Origin of the sequence: Microbispora sp. H10670, assembly GCF_014161385.1 — a bacterium.
GTDB classification, from domain to species: domain Bacteria; phylum Actinomycetota; class Actinomycetes; order Streptosporangiales; family Streptosporangiaceae; genus Microbispora; species Microbispora triticiradicis.
In genome coordinates this window covers 166,127-188,122 of the sequence record NZ_JABBWW010000011.1, presented here as the reverse complement: position 1 = coordinate 188,122, position 21,996 = coordinate 166,127, and the positions used below count along the sequence as shown (strand labels likewise).

General features: G+C 71.2%; 21 protein-coding genes and 1 pseudogene. 13 read left to right on the top strand and 9 right to left on the bottom strand.

Going from position 1 to position 21,996, the window contains the following annotated elements; all coding sequences use genetic code 11:
* The first annotated feature begins 88 nt into the window (after positions 1–88).
* From HHX33_RS18005 to HHX33_RS17975, 7 genes are all read left to right on the top strand, one after another.
* On the top strand, positions 89–1,021 hold the full coding sequence (locus tag HHX33_RS18005; protein WP_182875610.1) for an EamA family transporter: 933 nt from the start codon (positions 89–91) through the stop codon (positions 1,019–1,021).
* Complete coding sequence (locus HHX33_RS18000; RefSeq protein WP_182875672.1) at positions 1,011–1,472, top strand: type II toxin-antitoxin system VapC family toxin; 462 nt, start codon at positions 1,011–1,013, stop codon at positions 1,470–1,472. The genes HHX33_RS18005 and HHX33_RS18000 overlap by 11 nt, the downstream gene beginning before the upstream one ends.
* Positions 1,473–1,541: 69 nt before the next feature.
* The gene (locus HHX33_RS17995) at positions 1,542–2,189 is read left to right on the top strand and encodes a cyclodeaminase/cyclohydrolase family protein (RefSeq protein WP_310741426.1); all 648 of its coding nucleotides are present in this window, start codon (positions 1,542–1,544) and stop codon (positions 2,187–2,189) included.
* Positions 2,186–3,040 (top strand): bifunctional 5,10-methylenetetrahydrofolate dehydrogenase/5,10-methenyltetrahydrofolate cyclohydrolase, encoded by an 855-nt coding sequence (locus tag HHX33_RS17990; RefSeq protein ID WP_182875609.1) that lies wholly within the window; start codon positions 2,186–2,188, stop codon positions 3,038–3,040. The genes HHX33_RS17995 and HHX33_RS17990 overlap by 4 nt, the downstream gene beginning before the upstream one ends.
* Positions 3,041–3,147: 107 nt before the next feature.
* The gene (locus HHX33_RS17985; protein ID WP_117409251.1) at positions 3,148–3,609 is read left to right on the top strand and encodes a prevent-host-death family protein; all 462 of its coding nucleotides are present in this window, start codon (positions 3,148–3,150) and stop codon (positions 3,607–3,609) included.
* Positions 3,606–3,962: a hypothetical protein gene (locus HHX33_RS17980; protein WP_117409250.1), complete on the top strand. Its 357-nt coding sequence runs from the start codon at positions 3,606–3,608 to the stop codon at positions 3,960–3,962. Before HHX33_RS17985 ends, HHX33_RS17980 begins: the two co-directional genes overlap by 4 nt.
* A 146-nt stretch (positions 3,963–4,108) precedes the next feature.
* Positions 4,109–4,339: a hypothetical protein gene (locus HHX33_RS17975; protein WP_182875608.1), complete on the top strand. Its 231-nt coding sequence runs from the start codon at positions 4,109–4,111 to the stop codon at positions 4,337–4,339.
* Between the two features lie 340 nt (positions 4,340–4,679).
* Here HHX33_RS17975 and HHX33_RS17970 read toward each other — a convergent pair whose 3' ends face one another.
* The 7 genes and pseudogenes from HHX33_RS17970 to HHX33_RS17940 all read right to left on the bottom strand — a co-directional run.
* Positions 4,680–5,546 (bottom strand): WecB/TagA/CpsF family glycosyltransferase, encoded by an 867-nt coding sequence (locus HHX33_RS17970; protein ID WP_182875607.1) that lies wholly within the window; start codon positions 5,544–5,546, stop codon positions 4,680–4,682.
* Complete coding sequence (locus HHX33_RS17965) at positions 5,546–6,466, bottom strand: glycosyltransferase family 2 protein (protein ID WP_182875606.1); 921 nt, start codon at positions 6,464–6,466, stop codon at positions 5,546–5,548. The genes HHX33_RS17970 and HHX33_RS17965 overlap by 1 nt, the downstream gene beginning before the upstream one ends.
* The gene (locus tag HHX33_RS17960) at positions 6,463–7,386 is read right to left on the bottom strand and encodes a sulfotransferase (protein ID WP_310741425.1); all 924 of its coding nucleotides are present in this window, start codon (positions 7,384–7,386) and stop codon (positions 6,463–6,465) included. The genes HHX33_RS17965 and HHX33_RS17960 overlap by 4 nt, the downstream gene beginning before the upstream one ends.
* Positions 7,387–7,560: 174 nt before the next feature.
* Positions 7,561–8,823 (bottom strand): sulfate adenylyltransferase subunit CysN, encoded by a 1,263-nt coding sequence (gene cysN, locus HHX33_RS17955; RefSeq protein WP_182875605.1) that lies wholly within the window; start codon positions 8,821–8,823, stop codon positions 7,561–7,563.
* Entirely contained in the window at positions 8,823–9,737 is a 915-nt protein-coding gene (gene cysD / locus HHX33_RS17950; RefSeq protein ID WP_182875604.1) for a sulfate adenylyltransferase subunit CysD, read from the bottom strand. The genes cysN and cysD overlap by 1 nt, the downstream gene beginning before the upstream one ends.
* A 10-nt stretch (positions 9,738–9,747) precedes the next feature.
* Positions 9,748–10,521 carry a 3'(2'),5'-bisphosphate nucleotidase CysQ gene (locus HHX33_RS17945; RefSeq protein ID WP_310741424.1) on the bottom strand — a complete coding sequence of 258 codons (774 nt, stop codon included), beginning with the start codon at positions 10,519–10,521 and terminating at the stop codon, positions 9,748–9,750.
* Positions 10,522–10,523: 2 nt separating this feature from the next.
* Positions 10,524–11,180: pseudogene (locus tag HHX33_RS17940) on the bottom strand (sugar transferase); the annotation flags it as partial.
* A gap of 335 nt (positions 11,181–11,515) precedes the next feature.
* Here HHX33_RS17940 and HHX33_RS17935 point away from each other — a divergent pair.
* The 6 genes from HHX33_RS17935 to HHX33_RS17910 all read left to right on the top strand — a co-directional run bounded on the left by HHX33_RS17935 (position 11,516) and on the right by HHX33_RS17910 (position 20,636).
* Entirely contained in the window at positions 11,516–12,112 is a 597-nt protein-coding gene (locus HHX33_RS17935; RefSeq protein ID WP_182875603.1) for an exonuclease, read from the top strand.
* A 371-nt stretch (positions 12,113–12,483) separates the two neighbouring features.
* Complete coding sequence (locus tag HHX33_RS17930; RefSeq protein WP_220501915.1) at positions 12,484–13,701, top strand: glycosyltransferase family 2 protein; 1,218 nt, start codon at positions 12,484–12,486, stop codon at positions 13,699–13,701.
* Entirely contained in the window at positions 13,702–16,017 is a 2,316-nt protein-coding gene (locus tag HHX33_RS37265; RefSeq protein ID WP_182875601.1) for a right-handed parallel beta-helix repeat-containing protein, read from the top strand. It abuts the gene before it with no gap.
* Positions 16,014–17,975, top strand: coding sequence for a right-handed parallel beta-helix repeat-containing protein (locus tag HHX33_RS17920; RefSeq protein WP_182875600.1), 1,962 nt, complete (start codon positions 16,014–16,016; stop codon positions 17,973–17,975). The genes HHX33_RS37265 and HHX33_RS17920 overlap by 4 nt, the downstream gene beginning before the upstream one ends.
* 3 nt (positions 17,976–17,978) lie before the next feature.
* Positions 17,979–19,181, top strand: coding sequence for a NosD domain-containing protein (locus HHX33_RS17915; RefSeq protein WP_220501914.1), 1,203 nt, complete (start codon positions 17,979–17,981; stop codon positions 19,179–19,181).
* A gap of 123 nt (positions 19,182–19,304) precedes the next feature.
* Positions 19,305–20,636 carry a UDP-glucose dehydrogenase family protein gene (locus HHX33_RS17910; protein WP_111701387.1) on the top strand — a complete coding sequence of 444 codons (1,332 nt, stop codon included), beginning with the start codon at positions 19,305–19,307 and terminating at the stop codon, positions 20,634–20,636.
* A gap of 51 nt (positions 20,637–20,687) precedes the next feature.
* On the opposite strand, the gene pth is transcribed toward HHX33_RS17910, so the two are convergent.
* Together pth and HHX33_RS17900 are read right to left on the bottom strand one after the other, a co-directional pair.
* Positions 20,688–21,299: an aminoacyl-tRNA hydrolase gene (gene pth, locus HHX33_RS17905; RefSeq protein WP_182875599.1), complete on the bottom strand. Its 612-nt coding sequence runs from the start codon at positions 21,297–21,299 to the stop codon at positions 20,688–20,690.
* Positions 21,300–21,378: 79 nt separating this feature from the next.
* Positions 21,379–21,978, bottom strand: a complete 600-nt coding sequence (locus HHX33_RS17900; RefSeq protein ID WP_182875598.1) for a 50S ribosomal protein L25/general stress protein Ctc — start codon at positions 21,976–21,978, stop codon at positions 21,379–21,381.
* Between the last annotated feature and the right edge of the window lie 18 nt (positions 21,979–21,996).

Here is a 21,996-nt window from a genome sequence, read left to right as displayed (position 1 = left end):
TCCAGATATCTCAACGTTCGTTTACTTGACGCTGAAGCTTCGTGGATGTTTTTATCTCAACGTTGAGATTATCAACGGAGGAGTAATCATGGGAGCCTCGAACCGCACATCCCTGTCGATCGCGGGCACGCTCGCCATCACCGGGCTCACCCCATTGGTCTGGGGCTCGACCTACGCCGTGACGACCGAGTTCCTGCCGCACGACCGGCCGCTGTTCACCGCACTGACCAGGGCGTTACCGGCCGGGCTCGGGCTGCTCGCCGTCACCCGCGTGCTGCCGCGCGGTATGTGGGTCTGGCGGGCCGCGCTGCTCGGCGTGCTGAACATCGGGGCGTTCTTCCCGTTCCTGTTCCTCGCGGCGTACCGGCTGCCCGGCGGCGTCGCCGCCGTACTGGGCGCGGCGGGCCCGCTGTTCGCGCTCGCCTTCGCCCGAGCCCTGCTCGCCGAACGGCCGACCGGCCGGAAACTGCTCGCCGGTCTCGTGGGGCTGGCCGGTGTCGGCCTGGTCGTCCTGCGCGCCGACGCGGCGCTCGACACGGTCGGGGTGCTGGCCGGGCTCGCCGGGGCCGCCTCCATGTCCGCCGGAACCGTGCTGACCAAGCGCTGGGGCCGTCCCGAGGGCGTCGGCGCCCTCGCGCTCACGGGATGGCAACTGACCACGGGCGGGCTGCTGCTCCTCCCGGTCGCCCTGCTCATCGAGGGGGCGCCGCCCGCGCTGACCACCGAGAACATCCTCGGCTACGCCTATCTCGGGATCGTCGGCACCGCCTGCGCGTACTGGATCTGGTTCCGCGGCATCTCCCGGCTCCCCGCGACCTCGGTCGCCTTCCTGGCCCTGCTCAGCCCGGTGTCGGCCACCGTGATCGGCTGGGCGGCGCTCGGTCAGGCCCTCACCCCGATCCAGCTGCTCGGCATGGCCCTCGCCCTCGTCGGCACCCTGCTCGGCCAGACATCACCCAAGCCCACCCCTTCCACCAAAGCTCCCCCACACCCTTCCCCCGTGACAGCTCATTCGAGTTGAGGTCGCGCTAAGTCATCGAACGAGCTTTCATCACCCACTCATCGCCACCTACTCGCCGGGCGACGTCCACCACGAACGTTGCGTCAAACTCCTGTCGGGCTGGCCCGGACAGCTGGTCATACCTGAGCCGGTGCTTGCGGAGACCTGCGGATTCCTGCGCAACAACTTGCGCAAGGGCGCCCTCTATGAGGCCGACCTGCTCGAGCACGTGGCGCTGGGTACAGGGGACTTCACAGTCAGCATGCCCACGGCGGAGGACCTCCGCCGCAGCGCGGAACTCGTACGACGAATGGCGAGCGCGCCGCTCGGCTACGTCGATGCGATCGTCATCGCCATGGCCGAGCGCCTGCACATCACGGATGTCGCCACAGTGGGTACAAAGTTGGTCGGCATGGCCGTTGGCGTCTCCAAGATCTCCCCCATGTCCTGGCTGTTCCCCGACCAACGCTGAACACGGTCCGTCTAAGCCGACACTTGCGGGGCCGGGGCGTCCGGACGGGCGTGGGAGGATTTTCACGTTGTGTTGCGACGAGCGGAGGGCGGCGCGATGCGCGAGGAGACGATCGGCGACTTCCTGTTCCACCTCGCCGACCGGGTGCCGGCGCCCGGCGGAGGCGCCGCCGCGGCCCTCCAGGCCGCCCAGGCCGTGGCGCTGCTGGGGATGGTCGCGCGCTACAGCACCGGCGAGAGGTACGCCGAGCACACGTCCCTGATTGAGCGGATCATCGGCGAGACCGACGTGCTGCGATCGGAGGCGCTGCGCCTGGCCGAGGACGACGCGGCGGCCTTCGGGGCGGTCGCCGAGGCCTACAAGCTGCCCAAGGACACCGACGAGGCGAAGGAGGCCCGGTCCGCCGCCATCGCGCGGGCGCTGGTGGGGGCGGGCACCGTGCCGGCGAAGGTGGTGGCCGTCGCCCGGCGGGCCGTCGAGATCGCCGAGGAACTGCTTCCCGTCGCCAATCGCAACGTCGTCTCCGACGTCGCCGCCGCCACCGAGGCCGCGCGGGCCGCAGCGGCCACCGCCCGGGTGAACATCGAGATCAACCTGGGCGGGATCAAGGACGAGAAGGTCCGAGCCGGACTGGCCGCCGAGGCCGCGGAGGTGGACGACGTCGCCGCGCGTGCCGAGCAGGTCACCGCCGCCGTACGCGAGGAGATCGCGAAGTGAGCGCCCGCGTGCTGTCCGGCAAGGAACTCGCCGCGTCCATCCGGTCCGAGGCCACCGGGCGGGCCGCCGAACTCGCGGCGGCCGGGACCCCGGCGAAGCTCGCGGTCCTCGTCGCCACGGCGGACGAGTCCAGCGCCTGGTACGTCCGCTCGATCGCCCGGGCCGCCGAGAAGTCCGGGATCGTCTGCGAGATCGTCGACCTCGGCGCGGAGGCCGGCCCCGCCCTGATCCGCGACAGGCTGGCGTCGCTGAGCGCCGACGACACCGTCCACGGGATCATCCTCCAGACCCCGCTGCCGCAGGGGGCCAGGCTTGAGGATCTGGCCGGCGCCATCGCGTTCGAGAAGGACGTCGACGGCGCGAACCCGCTGTCGCTCGGCCGTCTGGCCGCGGGGCTGCCCGCGTTCGCACCGGCGACCGCCGAGGCGGTCGTGGCGATCCTCGACCACCACGGGATCGACCTGGCCGGTCGGCACGTCGCCGTGGTGGGCCGCTCAACCGTCGTCGGCAAGCCCGCCGCCCATCTCCTGCTGGACCGGAACGCCACCGTGACGGTCTGCCACTCCCGTACGAGGGACCTGGCCGCCGTCACCTCAGCGGCCGACGTGGTCGTCGCGGCGGTCGGCCGCGCCGGTCTGATCACGGCCGAGCACGTACGCCCGGGAGCGGTCGTGGTGGACGTCGGCACCAATCCCACCGAGGACGGCGGCCTGGTCGGCGACGTGGACGCGGTCGCGGTCGCCGACAGCGCCGGGGCGCTCACGCCCGTGCCCGGCGGTGTCGGTCCGGTGACCACCGCCCTCCTGCTGCGCCACACCGTCCACGCCGCCGACCGTGCCCGTACCCGCTGATCACGCCGTCGTCGCGCAGGATCCACACGACCGTCCGGGAGGTAAGGCGCCACACCGCCACACCGGCAACTCTTCACTTCGGAATGTGTTCCGAAGTAGCATTAGGCATGACCATGCCGACTGTCCCGTTCTCCGACTTGTCGAAGCACTCCAAGCGCGTCGCCGAGACAGTGGAGCGGGTTCACCGCGTGCACATCAAGAGGCGTGACGGGGAGGACCTGTTCATCTCCACCGCTCGCCACGACCGCGAACGTGAGGAGACCGCCGAGGTCGCGGCCCGCATGGTCTCTGCGCTCCTGTCCAGCGAAGAGGGCACGGAGGTCGTTCTGCACGCCTTGCCCCGCGTCTTCCCCTGGGTCAGGCACCTGTCCGGCGACGAGAGGCAGCAGTTCATTCAGGACCTTCTCGACGCCACTCATGACGCGATAGATCTGGACGTACACGCGACACTGCACCGGGTCATCGTGGAGTGGCGGGCCACAGCCCGGATACTGGCGAACCCAGCGCTTACCGCACAGCTCACTCAGCAGCTTCCCGACGAGGACCACGGCGAGGTGCTCGCGCCGTGAGCCCCAAGCGCGGAGACGCGGTGGCCCCACCACCGGTGGGCGACGAATGGCATCTTCGCTTCGCAACCAGCGAGGCCGCCAAAGGCTGGAGCGACCTGTGTACGGACGCGGCCGGGAACACCCGGCGCTGTTTCGAGGCGTTACGCGCCGACCCGCTGTCACAGAACGACCCCGACCGGCAGCATCGCCTGCGTGGCCGCCTCGCGACGGGGTCGCTCGGCGGCCGCGACTATCCCCAATGGGAGTACGAGGTCACTGCGGGCGGTCGCGTCCGCTACCTGGTCGACGAGTCCCGGCGCACCGTCTACCTCGTCTACGCCTCGACTCGCCATCCCAAGGACACCGACGCCTGACCGCGACATTCCCGGCCCGCAGGGCCACTACAAGCGCCACTCCAACACGAGACGTGTTCAGTGGCGTCCCCCAAGGGAGGCGGGACCAAGTCACTTCCTCTTCTCTGCGGCGGGCGGCGCGGCGCCGCCGGGAAGGACATGTGCCGATGTCTGAGGAACCGACCATCTGGGAGATCCGGCTTGGCGTTTATGCGACTGCCCAGCAGGCCGAAGAAATCAAGGAACACGTCACGAAACTGTTGTGCCCGGATCCGGACCATGCTCCGCCGTGCCCGATTCCATGGTCGGTGTCGCTGCTCCGGCATTCGGACCTCGGCGAGCCCGGCGCGTACGCGGAACTGGTCGAACAGGCCAGGATCGAGAATCCGCGTCCGTAACCAGTGACGGCCCAAATCATCGCGTGGAACGCCGAGAGCTGAGACCTCAGACCAGATCAGTGGGCAGCGGGACGCCCTCCTTCGCGGCAATCTCGCGAACAGCCGCCTCGCAGGCGGACCAACGTGCCCCGTCCCTGGTGCGTACGACGTTGCGGGGCGGTTCGGGGCACGGCTTGTACCCAGGCGTGTGCCAGGTGCAGCGGCGGGCGGACACGCTGCCAGGATCAAGTGAGCCGGGGAAGGGCTCGAAGCGCTCGATGGACATGACCGCAGCGTAGAACCGAGCAGAAGGACGAACCAGAGCTCTCCGCCTGCGGAACGATCACGCTCCTCGGCGCCGTCAGGGTGAGCGTCGGCGGTCCGGTGGGCGAGGGGGGAGTGCGCGGTGGAGGAGGGCGCGGGTGAGGAGGCGGAGGGCGAAGGGGAGGTCGTCGACGAGGTAGCGGCGGGCGAGCCGGTGGGGTTCGCTGATCAGGCGGAACAGCCATTCGAGCCCGTGGTCGCCCATCCAGCCGGGGGCGCGGCGCACCGAACCGGCGGCGAAGGCGATGGCCGCGCCGCAGCCGACGAACCACGTGCCCGGCAGGTCGGGCCGAAGCCGCGTGATGAGCCGGTCCTGCCGGGGGAACCCGAGACCCACGAAGACCAGGGACGGCCGCGTGGCGACGAGGCGCCCCCGCATCTCCGCCAGCGCCGCCGGGCTGGTCTCGAATCCGTACGGCGGAGCGTGGACGCCCGCCACCACCAGGCCCGGATGCCGCCCGCACAGCGCGTCGCGCGCCGCCTCGGCGACGCCCGGCGGTCCCCCGATCAGATAGACGGACAGGCCGCGCGCCGCGGCGGCTCCGGTCAGCGACCAGAGCAGGTCGGCTCCCGTCACCCGCTCCGGCAACGGACGCCCGAGCAGCCGCGACGCCCAGACCAGGGGCATACCGTCGGCCACCGCGAGCTCGGCCGCGTCGATCAGCTCACGCAGCGACGGATCGCGGGCGGCGGCCCGGCAGATGTCGACGTTCGGCGTGACCAGGTGACCGCCCTCGCCGCGCTCCAGCGCGGCCATGATGTGCGCCACCACCCGCGCCTCGGTGAACGGGTCGAGCAGCACCCCGGCCACCGGAACTCTGTCCGTCCCAGGCCCGACCGCCCCGATCCCGGCCGCGAACGCCGGGTCCAGAGCGGCCGTGGGGATCGATGTGGGATCGGCCATCAGATGCCGTGGCCGCGCAGGTGGAGGGCGTGCAGTACGGCGCGCGGGGTGAGGAGGCCGCCGGCGACCGCCAGCGCCATCGCCACGCGCGGCTCGCCCGGCCGGGCGGAGAAGGCCCGCAACGACCACCGCGCTGCCTCGCGGCGCCGCCCGAGGGCGGCGTGGCAGAAGGCGAGCTGCCCGTAGACACGGGCCGCGCCGCGTGGCTCGCGGGTCAGGCCCGGATGCCGGGCGAGCATCCACTCCAGCCCCGCGATCCGGTCCGCCCACCGTGCCGCGTAGTGCGACGATCCCCAGCGCACCCGTACAAGCGGGTGGTCGACGTGGACGATCGGGTGCCGCCGGGCGGCCCGCAGCGCGAGGTCCCAGTCCTCGTTCTGGCCGCCGGGGGCGCTCTCGTCCACCCACACCGAGCCGCGCCGGAACAGGAACGTCGATGAGTGGATCATCATCATCCTCGATCGGGTGAGGTGGTGGTGGGCGACCCGGTCGGTGCCGGCCAGCCGCGGCACGCGGCGCGTCCCGTACTCGACCTCGACCGCGCAGCTCGCGAAGGCCGCCGCGGGCTCCTCCGCGAGCGCGGCCACCTGGGCGGCCAGCTTGCCCGGCAGCCAGAGGTCGTCGTCGTCGCAGAACGCGACGAGATCGGTGTCCAGCACGGCGATCCCGGTGTTCCTGGCGCCGGGCAGCCCGGGGGTGCGCCGGTTGCCCAGCACCCGTACGCCGCGCGGGCCTCCGCTCCCGGGCCCGGCCACGCCGGGCAGCTGCCTGGCCACCAGCGGCGCAGGGATGCCGTCGGCCACGACCACCACGCGCACCTCGCCGCCGTACTCCTGGCCGAGCACCCCGGTCAGCGCGGCGCGGAGCGGGCCGGGCCGGTCGCCCCTGGTGGGGATGACGACCCCGACCGACGGCGTCATCGCCGGGCTCCAGGGGACTGGGCGAGGCGGTAGCCGTACCAGAGGAGCAGCGGAAGGGTGAGCGCGGTGACCAGCCACCGCTGCGCACGCGGCAGCGGTGCGGGACGGTCGCGCAGCTCGACCGGGCCGACGGAGAAACGCATCGGGTTGCCGGAGACGGTGTGGGCGACGCCCAGGCGCGCGTGGCGGCCGTCGAGGAAGTCGAGCCCGCCGGCGGACAGCCCGAGCCGTGCGGCCAGGCGGACGACGGTGGTGCGCGGGTCGCGCAGCAGGTCCTCGTGCCGGACCCGGACGACCCGCACGCCCCTGCGGCGCAGGATCTCGAAGGCGAGGTTCTGGGCCAGCCAGTGGACGGCGGTCCTGGCGGGCGTCCAGCGGGTCATCGGCCGCCCGTTCTCGGGTCTGCGCACCCTGCGGCGCCAGGACGCGGCCACCGCCCGCGGGTCGCGCACCACGTGCACGACCCGGAGTTTCATGATCGAGGCCAGGCAGTACGCCAGCGAGGCGTGCTTGCTGGAGTCGACGACGACCCGGGCGTCGGCCACCTCGGCCGCCGCCGCGTAGATGCGGGAGTACGACCGCACGTACTCGGCCAGTTCGGCCTCACGGCTCGGGAGCCCGAGGGCGAGGACGGGCAGCCGCCGGGTCCGGTCGACCCGCATGCGCAGGCTCGGGAGCCATTCCGCCTGGCTCTGCCGCCACTGCCCGAACGCGTGCTCGCCCACCTTCGTCCAGAACGGGCACCGGGAGAACGGCTGCCCGCAGCCGCAGGGCTCGTCGGCCCGCACCCCGCGGTCCCACAGATGGACCACCTCGCCGAGCGGCGCCACCCCCGGCAGCTCGCCGAGCAGGCGCTCGATCAGGGTGCTTCCACTGCGCCCCAGGCCGCCCACGAAGATCACCGGCTGAGCGTCGGCCACGTGTCCTCCACGAAACGGATGCGAAACGTGACGACCCTAGCGCGGAGAGTAATCCACCGACCGGCGATTCCCAAAGGATCTACCGGCGGGCGGGGTGGCGCCTTCCGTACGCGAACGGCCCCCGGCGCAATCGCGCTCGGGGGCCGATCAGGATGGAACTCAGACGTACCCGGATCAGTGTGCGTCGACGATCATGCCGGCGCCGACGGTGCCGTTGGTGGCCTCGTCGATCAGGATGAAGCCCCCGGTGAGGCGGTTGCGGGCGTAGTCGTCCACGAACAGAGGCTGGGTGGTCCGCAGCGACACCCGGCCGATCTCGTTCAGGCCGAGGGAGGTGGCCGACTCGTCCCGGTGCAGGGTGTTGACGTCGAGCCGGTAGTGCAGGTCGCGCACCAGCGCCCGGGCCGTACGGGTGGTGTGCTTGATGATCAGCTTCGACCTGGGCTGGAGCTTCACGCCGTCGGCCATCCAGCTGATCATCGCGTCGATCTCCTGGGCGGCCTGCGGCTGGTTGTTCGGCCGGCAGATCATGTCGCCCCGGGAGATGTCGATGTCGTCGGCCAGGCGCAGCGTGACCGACATGGGCGGGAACGCCTCCTCCACCGGCCCGTCGAAGGTGTCGATCGCGGCGATCGTGGTGGTGAGGCCCGAGGGCAGGTGCAGCACCTCGTCCCCCGGCTTGAGCACGCCGCCCGCGACCTGCCCGGCGTACCCCCGGTAGTCGTGCAGTTCCTGGCTCGTCGCGCTGTGCGGGCGGATGACGTACTGCACCGGGAAGCGCACGTCGACCAGGTTGCGGTCGGAGGCGATGTGCACGTGCTCCAGGTGGTGCAGCAGCGAGGAGCCCTCGTACCACGGCATGTTCTCGGAGCGGGAGACGACGTTGTCGCCGTGCAGCGCCGAGATCGGGATGAAGGTGAGGTCGCTCGCGTTCAGCTTGCTGGCGAACGCGGTGAACTCCTCGCGGATCTCGTCGAAGCGGGCCTCGGAGTAGTCGACGAGGTCCATCTTGTTGACCGCCAGGACCAGGTGCGGCACCCGCAGCAGCGTCGTCAGGAAGGCGTGCCGCCGCGACTGCTCCAGCACGCCCTTGCGCGCGTCGATGAGGATGATCGCCAGGTCGGCGGTGGAGGCGCCGGTGACCATGTTCCGGGTGTACTGGATGTGCCCCGGGGTGTCGGCGATGATGAACTTCCGCTTGGGCGTGGCGAAGTAGCGGTACGCCACGTCGATCGTGATGCCCTGCTCGCGCTCGGCCCGCAGGCCGTCGGTCAGCAGCGACAGATCGGTGTACTCCGTGCCCCGGTCGCGGGAGGTCCGCTCGACCGCTTCGAGCTGGTCCTCGAAGATCGCCTTGGAGTCGAACAGCAGCCGCCCGATCAGCGTGGACTTGCCGTCGTCGACGCTGCCCGCCGTCGCGAAACGAAGGATGTCCATCAGAAGTAGCCTTCCTTCTTGCGATCTTCCATGGCGGCCTCGGACGCCCGGTCGTCGGCGCGGGTCGCACCGCGCTCGGTGATCCGGGTGGCGGCGATCTCGTCGATGATCTGCTCGACGGTCGTGGCGGTGGAGGCGACCGCCCCGGTGCAGGTCATGTCGCCGACCGTGCGGTAGCGGACGACCGCGTCGAACACCGGCTCGTCCTCGCCCCGCTGGACGACCGGCGAGTCGGCCAGCAGCATGCCGTCGCGCTCGAAGACCGTGCGGGAGTGGGCGAAGTAGATCGACGGGATCTCGATGCCCTCCCGCCGGATGTAGTGCCACACGTCCAGCTCGGTCCAGTTCGACAACGGGAACACGCGGATGTGCTCACCGCGGCGGATCTTGGTGTTGTAGAGGTTCCACAGCTCGGGCCGCTGGTTCTTGGGGTCCCACTGGCCGAAGTCGTCGCGGAAGGAGAACACCCGCTCCTTGGCCCGGGCCTTCTCCTCGTCGCGCCGGGCCCCGCCGAACACCGCGTCGAACTCGTGCTCCTCGATGGCGTCCAGCAGGGTCGTGGTCTGCAGCCGGTTGCGGGAGGCCCGCCGACCGGTCTCCTCGGCCACCCGTCCGGCGTCGATCGACGCCTGGACCGAGGCGACGACCAGCCGCGCGCCGAGTTCGCCGACCCGGCGGTCGCGGTAGTCGATCACTTCGGAGAAGTTGTGCCCGGTGTCGACGTGCATGAGGGGGAAGGGGATCGGCGCCGGCCAGAACGCCTTCTCCGCGACCCGCAGCATGACGATGGAGTCCTTGCCGCCGGAGAAGAGCAGACAGGGGCGCTCGAACTCGGCCGCGACCTCACGCATGATGTGGATCGCCTCGGCCTCGAGCACGTCGAGCTGCGACGTGGTGTAGTCACGCTGAAGCATTCGGCTTCCTTCAGGGAGTCTGGCGATGCAGGTCACGGATTCCGGCGAGCAACGTTGGCGCCAGATCCGGTAGGGAGACCAGGATATCGGGGAGTGAGGGGTCACCCTGGTTGTAGGTCAGGGGTGAGCCGTCGATCCTGCTGGCGTGGGCCCCCGCCGCGAGCGCCACCGCGACCGGCGCGGCCGAGTCCCACTCGTACTGACCTCCGGCGTGGACGTACGCCTCGACCTCTCCCGTGAGCACGGCGGCGATCTTCGCGCCGGCCGAGCCGATCGGGACGAGCTCCGCGCCGAGGCGGGCGGCGAGGTCGCGGACGAACTCCGGCGGCCGGGTGCGGCTGACCGCGACGCGGAACGGCTCGCGCGCCTTCTCCGGCAGCTCCGGCGGAGCCGCCGTCGTGAGCGTACGACCCTGTGCGGGCAGCGCGACGGCGCCCGCACTGAGGGAGCCCCGCTCCCACAAGGCGACGTGGACGGCCCAGTCGGCGCGGCCCGCCTCGGAGAACTCGCGCGTGCCGTCGAGGGGGTCGACGATCCAGACGCGCTCGGCCGACAGCCGCCGGGGATCCATCCGCTCCTCGCGGGTCGCCTCCTCCGACAGCACGGCGTCGTCCGGGCGGAGCCGCCGCAGGGCGTCCATCAGGAACCGGTGCGAGGTCTGGTCACCGGCGTCCTTCAACGCCCGGCCGTCCTCGAACCCGAGGCGGGCGCGCAGCTCCAGGAGCCGCTCCCCCGCCTCCGACGCCAGTTCCCCCGCGAGGGAATGGTCGTCCCGCATCGTCATCTTCAGTACGCTCCCGCCCCGCGTGCGACCGCGGCCCATGTCCTCCATAGGATCTGCAGATCCAGCCTGAGAGACCAGTTCTCGACATAACGCAGGTCCAACCGTACCGATTCCTCCCATGACAGGTCAGATCGGCCGTTGACCTGCCACAGTCCGGTCATCCCCGGGCGCACCGGCAGCCTCCCGCGTACGTCGCTGTACCGCGCGACCTCCTCCGGCAGCAGCGGGCGCGGGCCGACGAGCGACATGTCCCCGCGCAGCACGTTGAGGAGCTGCGGCAGCTCGTCGATCGAGTAACGCCGCAGCAGTGCGCCGAGCGGGGTGACGCGGGGATCCCTGCGCACCTTGAACAGCACGCCTCGGGCGTCGCTGGTCAGCTCGACCTTGCGGGCCTCCGCGTCGCGGTGCGTCGTGCGGAACTTGAGGATCGTGAACTCGGCGCCGTCCCGGCCCACCCGCCGCTGCCGGAACAGGGCCGGGCCCGGCCCGCTCACCCGTACGGCGACGGCGACGGCGGTCAGCAGCGGGGCCAGCACGACCAGCGCCACGGTGGCCACCAGCCGGTCGAAGACGGCCTTGATCAGCCGCCGCCACCCGGCCGGCCCGGCGTGCGGCGGCCCCGCGCGGCCCCCGCCCGCGGTCCGGCGCCGGCGCGGCCCGCGCCAGGGGCCGTACCGCGCGCAGAGGGTGAGCACGGCCGCGAGCGGCAGCGCGATCACGTACGGCGCCACGGACGCAGTAACCTCGCCGGACCGGATCACGACGGCGGTGATCCCCGCGAGAAGGGCGCCCGCGATGGCGCAGACGACGGCGGCGAGCCGGTGTCGCACGGCCCACTTCGCCGGCCGCGCGGCCGGACGGCCGGGTGCGCCCCGCGACGCGCCGGCGGCGACCCGGGACATGTCGCCGTCCAGCACTCTCACCCCCCGCGATCGTCTTGCTACTGAACGTGATGGAATGCTAGCCGCCGCGCCCCGGCCCTCAGGGAGATTTGGTGAAAGCCGAGACGTACATATCGGTTGACATCGAGGCGGACGGCCCGATCCCGGGCCCGTACTCGATGGTCAGTTTCGGCATGACCGTGGCGGGCCGGATGATCGGACGGCGCTTCGAGCGGACCGATCCGGAGACCCGGACCTTCTACGCCGAACTGCGGCCGATCAGCGACGACTTCGTGCCGGAGGCGCTGGCGGTGAGCGGCCTCGACCGCGGCACGCTGCTGCGCGAGGGCCGCGATCCGGCGGAGGCGATGACGGCCGCGACCGCCTGGGTCCGGGAGGTCTGCGGGGCGGACCTCCCGGTGCTCGCGGCCTTCCCACTGTCATACGACTGGATGTGGATGTACTGGTACTTCCTGCGCTTCACGGGCGAGTCGCCGTTCGGCCACTCCCGGTGCATCGACATCAAGACGCTGTACGCGGCGAAGGCCGCCGTGCCGGTGGCCTGGGCCACCAAGCGGCAGATGCCGCGCGAGGTGCGGTCGAGCCGGCGGCACACCCACAACGCGCTCGACGATGCGATCGAGCAGGCCGAGCTGCTGCAGAACCTGATGGAGTGGCGATCTTCCGACAGGAGGCGCAAGGAAAGCTGACTCTGACAATTCAGTCAATTTTCGAGTCATCTCACTATCCGACACACCGTTTGTCCGCTTTGGGGGTTTCGGGTATCCTTTAAAGGCGAGAAATGACCGTACTAAGTCATTTCTACTTTTTCGTGCGGACATATTTAGTTACCTACAAGTTTACTTCGCGTCACCTCAAACACTCCATCTGCCCTAGATGAAACATATTTCACTCTGATAACAGATGGATCGTTCCAGGCAAGCCAGGCATATCGCCACGTATCTTCTCTACCTGTCGCCAAGCGAGCACGTCGCCCCACGCACGTGGGCAGGCGGATAAATGTCGGGGAGGATCCGTGGGGTCAGATTCGAATTGGCTCGATACCGCCTATGAATGGCTGGTGCGCACCGGAACGGACGGTTCCTGGCGCAATCTGATCCCGCTGGGCCTGGCCGGACTCCTCGTGTGGGGACTGTGGATCTATCGGGTGGTGCTGTCCCGGCTGGCCAGGCCGATCGTGAACGGCTACCGGACGACGGTCTCCGTGGTGGTCCCGTCCTATCGCGAGGATCCCGAGATCCTGGTGCGCTGCCTGGAGAGCTGGCTGGCCCAGGACCCGCTCGAAGTGATCATCGTCGTCGACGTGGGCGACACCGAATGCCACGCCAGGCTCGCGAAGGTGGAGGACCCCCGGCTGCACGTCCTCATCTACGAGCACGCGGGCAAGCGCTCGGCGCTGGGGGTCGGCATCCGGGCCGCGCAGGGCGAGGTCGTGGTCTTCGCCGACTCCGACACGTGGTGGCAGCCCGGCCTGCTCGACGCGGTGCAGATGCCCTTCGAGGACCCGGCCGTCGGCGGCGTGGGCACCCAGCAGAACGTCTACCAGCGGACCACCAGCGTCTGGCGGCGCGTCGCGGACTGGCTGGTCAACCTCCGCTACTACGACTACGTGCCGGCGATGGGCAGCAGGGGCGGCGTGGCCTGCCTGTCCGGCCGTACGGCGGCCTACCGCCGCGCGGCCATCCTCCCGGTGGTCCAGCACCTGGAGAACGAGTTCTTCCTCGGCCGCCGCTGCATCGCCGGTGACGACGGCCGGCTCACCTGGCTGGTCCTCGCCTCCGGCTACAAGACGGTGCACCAGTCGACCGCGCGGGCCATATCGATGTTCCCCTCCTCCTTCCGCGCCTTCGTCAAGCAGCGCGTCCGGTGGAGCCGAAACTCCTACCGTTGCTACCTCACCGCCCTGTGGAAGGGGTGGCTGTGGAAGACGCCGCTGGTGACCAAGGTGACCGTGCTGCAGATCCTGCTCACCCCGGTGACCATGGGCATCACGCTGGCCTACCTGTTCTTCAGCAGGCTCCAGCCCACCCTGCCGAGCATCGCGCTCGCCGTCGGCTGGGTGCTCCTCAGCCGGGGCGTCCGCGGCTGGTCGCACCTGCGCCGCCACCCCGGGGAGATCTGGCTCCTGCCGCTGGTCTGCCTGGTGGTCATCATGATCGCGCTGCCGATCAAGCTGTACGCGTTCGTCACCATGAACAAGCAGGGATGGCTGACCCGCTCGTCCAACCAGATGGGCGGGGCGGGCCAGACCGCGGCCACCCTCAAGGGGGTGGCCTGAGTGAGGCGGTCGCTGCCCGCTCTTCTGACGGCGGCGGCCCTCACGCTCGGCATGGGCGGCGCGGCGGCCGCGGCCGCCCCCGTACGCGGCGGGCTCGCGGCGGCCGCGGAGCCGACGCCGGTGGATCTCGTGGATCCGGCGGCGCCCCCGTCCGACCGGGAGAACAGTCCGACTCCCTCGCCCGATCCGACGCCGACCGAGACCTCCCGGCCGTCCCCCACCCCCAAGCGGAGCCCGTCGTCCCGCCCCACCCGCTCGTCCGCCCGGTCTCCCGAGGCCACCCGTACGCCGGGGGCCGGCACGGCCGGGACGGCGCGGCCGGCTCCTTCGGGTGGCCAGAGCCTGCCGACTCCCACGCGGGAGGAGCCGAAGGAGGAAGAGGAGCCGCCGCCGCTGGAGAAGGCGGTCATGGCCGACGACGAGACGCTCAAGGCCGGCCTGATCTCCGCCGACGCCGAGGCGCAGGCGCGGCTGGTGGACGTCGAGGACCAGCGCATCATCCAGACCCGGGCCGCGCTCACGGCTCTGCTGCAGGCCGGCGGCATCGCCGCGGCCCAGCGCAAGCGGCCCCAGGTCTTCGTCTCGGCGTACGGCAGGACCCTGGTGCTGCCCGCGCGCAACGACACCACGGCTCCCTACACGCTGCGTGACATCGCGGCGGTGGAGAAGGGCCGTTACCTGCGGCGGATGAAGGACGGCTCCTACCTGCTCGGCGTGCAGGTCTTCGTGGCAGACGGGGCGAGCCTGCAGTTGCGCGGGCCGCTGACGCTGCGGATGGGCAGCCTGCCGGGGTCGTTCAGCTCGATCATCTCGTTCGGCGGCGACATCGACATCAAGGGCACCGCCGCCAAGCCGGTCCGGATCACCAGCTGGGACGTGCGCACGCGCAAGCCCGACCTGACCACCACCGACGGCCGCGCCTACATCAGGGCGGTCGGCGGCAAGTTCGAGATGTCGTACGCCGAGGTCTCCGACCTGGGGTTCTGGAGCGGCCGCACCGGGGGCATCGCGCTCACCGGCACCGAGCGGCCGGCGAGCGTCTACCGGCACCGCACCAAGACGCAGCGGCACCAGGACAAGGCGGAGCGCCTGTCCAAGGCCGGCAGCCAGCGGGGCGGGAGCAGCTTCGGCGACGTGGAGACCATCCCGATCGGCCCCGGCACCGCGACGCACGTGCTCGCCGACGACCTGGTGTCCGGGTCGATCAGGCACAGCGTCATCACCGGCAACGCGTACGGGCTGTTCGTCTCGGGGTCGAACCAGACGCAGATCGTCGACGACGAGATCAGGGACAGCCTGGCGCACGGCGTCTTCCTGCACCGTTTCGTGAACAGCGCGACCGTCCAGTCGACCAAGGTGATCGGCAGCGGCGGCGACGGCTTCGTGCTCTCGCGCGCGACCGAGAAGGTGCAGATCACCGACTGCCTCGCGGAGCGCAACGGCCGCAACGGCTTCACGCTCAACGGGCAGGCCCTCGCGCAGGGCCCGTCCGCGAGCGGCGAGTCGCTGGCCGTCTACGGCGACAACTCGGTCAACGACAGCGTCGCCCGCGACAACGGGAGGTACGGCGTCGAGGTGCTCGGCGGCAGCCGCCTGTCCGTCTACACCAGCGAGATCACCGGTGGCGACATGGGGATCGTGGTCCGCGAGGGCGCCAGCGAGGTGCAGATCTCCGGCAACAGGCTGTCCGGCCAGGCCCGGCAGGGCATCGCGCTGCGCGACGGCGCGACCGCCGGCCACGTGGCCGGGAACACGATCACGGACACCCTGACCGGGATCTACCTGCGCGACTCCAACGCCAAGGTGGTGGGAAACAAGATCACGACCTTGGTGAAGCCCCGGGCCCACGGGATCACCATGGTCGGCGACGTCGGCGCCACCGAGATCACCCGCAACACCGTCATCGGCTCGGGCACCAGCGCGATCAGCGTCTCGCGGTCCGCCCACCGGGTGAACGAGCACGACAACGTCGAGGACGCCTGGCACGACACCTCGACGTTCTGGGTCAAGGCCAAGCGTTACGTCAAGCCGATGAACCTCATCTGGGCCGCGGTCATCCTCCTGGTCATCGTGTCGGCGCTGCGGTCGCGCCAGGCGGGAGCCGATCGCCGGCGGCGCCGTACCGCCATCGGCGACCCCTACGCGCGCCAGCGGGTGCTGGAGGAGCGGCCCGTCCTCGCGCTGCGTCCCGCCGGGACCGCGCCGGCCCGCTCCGCGTACGGCGGGGACCGGCCACGGCACCGCGAGCCGTCGCTGCCGATCCACCATCCGGCCCCGGCCCCGGCCGCGCCCGCGACGGGAGGCCTGACGTCATGAGCGACACCCCCCGGCCCCGCAGCCGCGCCCTGCTCATGATCCTCGTGCTGGGCCTGGTCGCCGCCTGCACCTGGGCGTACCTCGCCTACACCGACGGAGCCGAGCCCCCGCCCGCGATCAACGACGTGCCCCAGGCGGAGGCCCAGCAGCAGTCGACGCTGGTCGACCAGGAGTCACTGCGGGTCATGCAGACCCGGGCGACGCTGTCCTCGGCGCTCGCGCGGGGCGGGCCGGCCGCGGCGCAGGCCCGGGTGCCGCACATCTCCAGTTCGGCCAACGGCCAGACGCTGGTGCTGCCCCAGCGGCGTGACCCGTACCGCATCGCCGACCTGGAGCGCCTCGGCCTGGAGCAGTTCCAGAAGCAGTCGGACGGCTCCTTCGTGCTCGGCATCAACGTGTTCCTCGGTCCCGGGGCCAAGCTGGTGCTGCAGAACGCGCAGGGCCCGCTCGTGATCCGGATGCGCAGCGAACCCGGCGCCTTCGTCTCGATCGTGGGCTTCGACGCGAGCATCCGGGTCAACGGCTCGGCCCAGAACCCGGTGCGGATCACCAGCTGGAACCCCCACACCAGGACGGCGGACACGCAGGTCTCCGACGGCCGCGCGTACCTGCGGGCCATCGGCGGAGAGCTCAGGATGAGTCACGCCAGGGTCGAGTACCTCGGCTTCTGGAGCGGCCCGACCGGCGGGCTGGCGCTGACGGGCACCGACCGGCCCGCCGAGACCGCCGAGCGGATCCCCGTACGCCCGGGCGTGGCGGCCACCGCCGCTCCCGGCACCTCGGGGTCCGGCAGGAAGCCGGCCGACAGGGAGGACGCCGAGCGGAAGACGCTCCTGCCCAACGGCCTGCTCGTGCCGAGCCGGGGCGGCGACGACGAGGTCGAGATCACCGACAGCGCGGGCGGCAGCAAGGTCGCCTACCAGATGCCCCAGGCCAACCTGGTCACCGGTGAGATCAGTGACACCTCGGTCGTCGGCAACGCGTACGGAATCTTCATCAGCGCGTCGGACCAGACCCGCATCACCAACGTCACGATCGGCGACAGCCTGATCCACGGCGTGCTGCTGCACCGGTTCGCGCGCAACGCCTCCATCGAGAACACCACCGTGACCGGCAGCCGGGGCGACGGCTTCGTGCTGTCCCGGGGGACGCAGAACGTCACGATCACGGGCTCGACGGCCGAACGCAACGCGGGCAACGGCTTCACGATCAGCGGCCTCCCGCTGGCCCAGGGCCCCTCCGCGTCCGGCGAGTCCCTGCGCAGCTTCGGCGGCGACTCGCTGCTCAGCAGCGCCGCCCGCGACAACGGCCGGTACGGCGTGGAGGTGCAGGGCGGCATCCGGCCGGTCGTGCAGACCACCGAGGTCGTCGGCGGGGAGATGGGCATCGTCGTGAGCAAGGACGCCACCGGCGCGCAGGTCTCCGGCAACCGGGTCAGGGGCCAGAGCAGCCAGGGCATCGTGCTGCGCGACGGGGTCGTGTCGGCCCGCGTCAGCGGCAACATCGTCAGGGAGGTCCCGACCGCGATCTACGTCAGGAACTCCCGGGTCACGGTCACGGCCAACACCGTGCAGTCGGCCTCGCTGCACGCGATCTCCGTGCTCGGCGCGGCCGGGGGCAGCGAGATCACCGGTAACACCCTGGGCGGCGCCGGCCGCAGCGCGCTGGACACCGCCCGGGCCACCGGGTCGCTGACCGTCGCGCGGAACAACACCGGCGGCTGGCAGGACACGGCCGGCTTCTGGACCATGGTCAAGCGGATCGCCAAGCCGATGAACCTGATCTGGTTCGGCGTGATCCTCCTCATCGTGATCGCCGCGATCCGGGCGCTGAACGGCGACGGCCCCCGGGCCGGCCGCCGCTTCGTCGACCCGTACGAGAAGCAGGCGGTGCTGGAGGAACGGCCGGCCAGCGAGCTGCGGACCGCCGCCGTCGCGGCCGCCGGGAAGGGGGACTGAGCGGTGGACCGCTACATCGACCGCAGGACCCTGGTGGGGATGCTCGTCGGGGCGGCCCTCACGATAGTCGTCGTGGTGCTGCTGCGCGGGCTGTTCGGCGGGGGCTCGGAGCCGCCCGTCGAGGACATCCGCCCGGTGGGCGGGAACACCCAGCCCCCGGGGGCGATGGACGACGGCTCCCAGGACCTCCAGAACTCCCGGCCGGACGACGGAGGGAAAAACGAGGACCAGGACGCGCCGCTGGACGGGGACGAGGCGGTGCCGTTCGTCCCGACGCAGGACCCGCCCGCCGTCCCGGTCCCCGAGGGACCGGGGAAGATCGACTGCCCCGAGGCCACGGTGACGGTCGGCGACGCGGCCGGGCTGACCGAGGCGCTGAAGACCGCCGAGCCGGGCGCGGTGATCACGCTGGAGCCCGGCGTGTACGTCGGCAGGTTCGTGGCGACGGTCTCCGGCACCGCCTCCGAGCCGATCTTCGTCTGCGGCCCGGCCGACGCGGTCCTCGACGGCGGCGGGGTGAAGAAGGGCTACGCCTTCCACCTCAACCAGGTGAGCCACTGGCGGTTGATCGGCTTCGACGTCCGCAACGGCCAGAAGGGCGTGATGGCCGACCAGACCTCACACACGATCGTCCAGGGCCTGACCGTCCACGACATCGGGGACGAGGCCATCCACCTGCGCAACTTCAGCAGCGACAACACCGTGCAGTACAACACGGTCTACGCGACCGGCCTGCGCCGCGAGAGGTACGGCGAGGGCGTCTACCTCGGCACCGCCGAGAGCAACTGGGCGTCCTTCTCCGGCGGGAAGATGGACCGCAGCGACCGCAACGTCGTGCGCGGCAACGTCATCCGCGCCACCGCCGAAGCCGTGGACGTCAAGGAGGGCACCTCCGACGGCCGGATCGTCGGCAACGTCTTCGACGGCTCCACCCTGGGCGGGTCCAAGCACAACGACTCCTGGGTGGACGTCAAGGGCAACGGCTACGTCATCGAGCGCAACACCGGCAGCGGCACCAGCGAGGACGGCTTCCAGACCCACAGGATCGTGGACGGCTGGGGCACCGGCAACGTGTTCCGGGCCAACGTCATCGACCTCGGCGGATCGGGCGGCTACGGCGTCAACGACACCGCCGGCGGCAACACGATCTCCTGCGACAACAAGGTCACCGGCGGAGCGCTGACCAAGAAGGGCGGCTGTTCCTGACCACGGCCCGGCGGAACCCCCCGCCGGAGACCGACTCTCCGGCCGTCCGGCACACCCCGCCGGCGGTCACCAGGCACCGAGTCCGCCGGACGGCGACTCGCCGACACTCATTGGGATACTGACATGAGCGACGCCGAACTCCCCCGGCTGACGGTGATCGGGACCGGTTACCTCGGGGCGACACACGCCATCTGCATGGCCTCGCTGGGCTACGACGTGGTCGGGCTCGACGTGGACCCCGGGAAGATCCGCAAACTGCAGTCCGGGGAGGTGCCGTTCTTCGAGCCGGGCCTGCCCGAGCTGCTGGCCAAGACCCTGGAGTCGGGACGGCTCCGGTTCACCACCTCCTACGCCGAGGCCGCCGAGCACGGCGACGTCCACTTCATCTGCGTGGGCACCCCCCAGCAGCCCGGCCTGGACGCCTGCGACCTCAGCTACGTCGACGCCGCCGTCCGGGGCCTGGCCCAGCACCTGACCCGGCGCTGCCTGGTCGTCGGCAAGTCGACCGTGCCGGTCGGCACCGCGGCCCGGCTGAGCGGCCTGCTGACCGAACTGGCCCCGGCCGGCGAGGAGGTGGAGCTGGCCTGGAACCCCGAGTTCCTGCGTGAGGGCTTCGCCGTCGACGACACGCTGCGGCCCGACCGGCTCGTCTTCGGCGTCGCCACGGAGTGGGCGCGGGAGCGGCTGGCCGCGGCGTTCGCGCCGATCCTCGACCTCGGCACCCCGACCGTGGTCACCGACCTCGCCACCGCCGAACTGGTCAAGGTCGCCGCCAACTCCTTCCTGGCCACCAAGATCTCCTACATCAACGCGATGGCCGAGATCTGCGAGGCCACCGGGGCCGACGTACACGACCTGGCGCAGGCCCTCGCCTACGACGACCGGATCGGCGGCCGCTTCCTCCAGCCCGGTCTCGGGTTCGGCGGCGGCTGCCTGCCCAAGGACATCCGGGCCTTCGCCCACCGGGCCGAGGAGATCGGCGTCGGCCAGGCCGTGTCCTTCCTGCGGGAGGTCGACGCCATCAACCGGCGCCGGCGCTCCCGCACGATCGACCTGGTCAGGGAGCTGCTCGGCGGCCACCTCAACGGCCAGCGGGTGGCCTGCCTCGGCGCCGCCTTCAAGCCCAACTCCGACGACATCAGGGACGCCCCGGCGCTCGACGTGGCCCGGACGATGCACGGCCTGGGCGCCAACGTACGGGTCTACGACCCGGCGGCACTGGACAACGCCCGTCGCACCTACCCGGAGCTGAGGTACGGCACCAGCGCGATGGACGTGGCCAGGGACGCGGACGTGGTGGTCCTGCTCACCGAGTGGGCCGAGTTCCGCGAGATCCAGCCCGAGGCGCTGGCGGAGGTCGTCGCGCACCGGCGGATCGTGGACGGCCGGCACGCCCTCGACCGGGACACCTGGCGGGCGGCGGGCTGGGAGTACCGCGCCCTCGGCCGCCCCTGAAACACCGCGGGTCGCCCCCGCCGGGAGCCTCGCGCTCCCGGCGGCGGGACCTCAGCGGGGCGGCTTGGCCGGGTTGAGGTCGTCGGCGTGGAACCGGTTCTGCGTCGCCTCCAGGCCCGCCGTCATCAGCGACTCCACCATGTCGGCGGCCCGGTCCACCAGGAACGGCAGGTCCTTGCGCTCGGCCGTGGCGAAGTCGCGCAGCACGAACGCCGCCGGGTCCATCCGGCCCGGCGGGCGGCCGATGCCGAACCGGATGCGCGGGTAGTCGCGCGTGCCGAGCGACTTCGTGATCGACTTCAGGCCGTTGTGCCCGTTGTCGCCGCCGCCGAGCTTCGCCCGCAGCGCGCCGTACGGGATGTCCAGCTCGTCGTGGACCACGGCGACCCGGTCAGGTGTGATCTTGTAGAAGTCGGCCAGCGCCTTGACCGGCCCGCCGGACAGGTTCATGAAGGACAGCGGCTTGGCCAGCACCACGGGCAGCGCGGCCAGACGGCCCTCGACCACCTCGGCCCGCGACCGGTGCGCCTTGAACCGCCCGCCCACCCGGGCCGCCAGCTCGTCGAGCACCATGAAGCCCGCGTTGTGGCGGTTCCCGGCGTACTCCGGCCCGGGGTTGCCCAGGCCCACGACCAGCCACCGCTCCGCGGCCGTGTCGGACATCGCTGTCTCCTCCACTGTCTCCACATATGGAAGAGTCCTCCGCGGGACACCCCGCGGAGGACTCTCTCACGAATCGGTCCTACTCGGCGGCCTCGGCGGTCTCGCCCTCGGCGGCGGCCTCGCCCTCCTCGGGCAGCCCGGCCGACGGAGCGCCGATCACGTGCAGCACCAGGGCCTCGGGGTCGCCGGCCAGCGTCGTGCCCTCCGGCAGCTTCAGGTCGCCCGCGAGCACCGTGTAGCCCTCTTCCTTGCCGTCCACGTCGATCTCGACGCCGGTCGGGATGTGGGTCGCCTCGGCCTCGACCGAGAGCGTGTTCAGCGGCTGGTCGACGATGGCGCTGCCGACCGTCTCGCCGACGACGGTGACCGGGATCTCGACGGTGACCTTCTCGCCCCGCTTGACCAGGAGCAGGTCGACGTGCTCCAGGAAGCCCTTGATCGGGTCGCGCTGGACGCCCTTGGGCAGCGCGATCTCGTCCACACCCTCACCGTGCAGGCGGATGAGCACGTTGGGCGTGCGCAGCGCGAGCAGCAGCTCGTGGCCGGGGAGGGTCAGGTGCTTGGTGTCGGTGCCGTGGCCGTAGAGGACGGCGGGAACCTTGTTCGCCCGGCGGATCTTGCGGGCGGCGCCCTTGCCGAACTCGTCGCGGAGCTCGGCGGCGATGCGTACTTCGGACACGGCACATCTCCTAGGGAT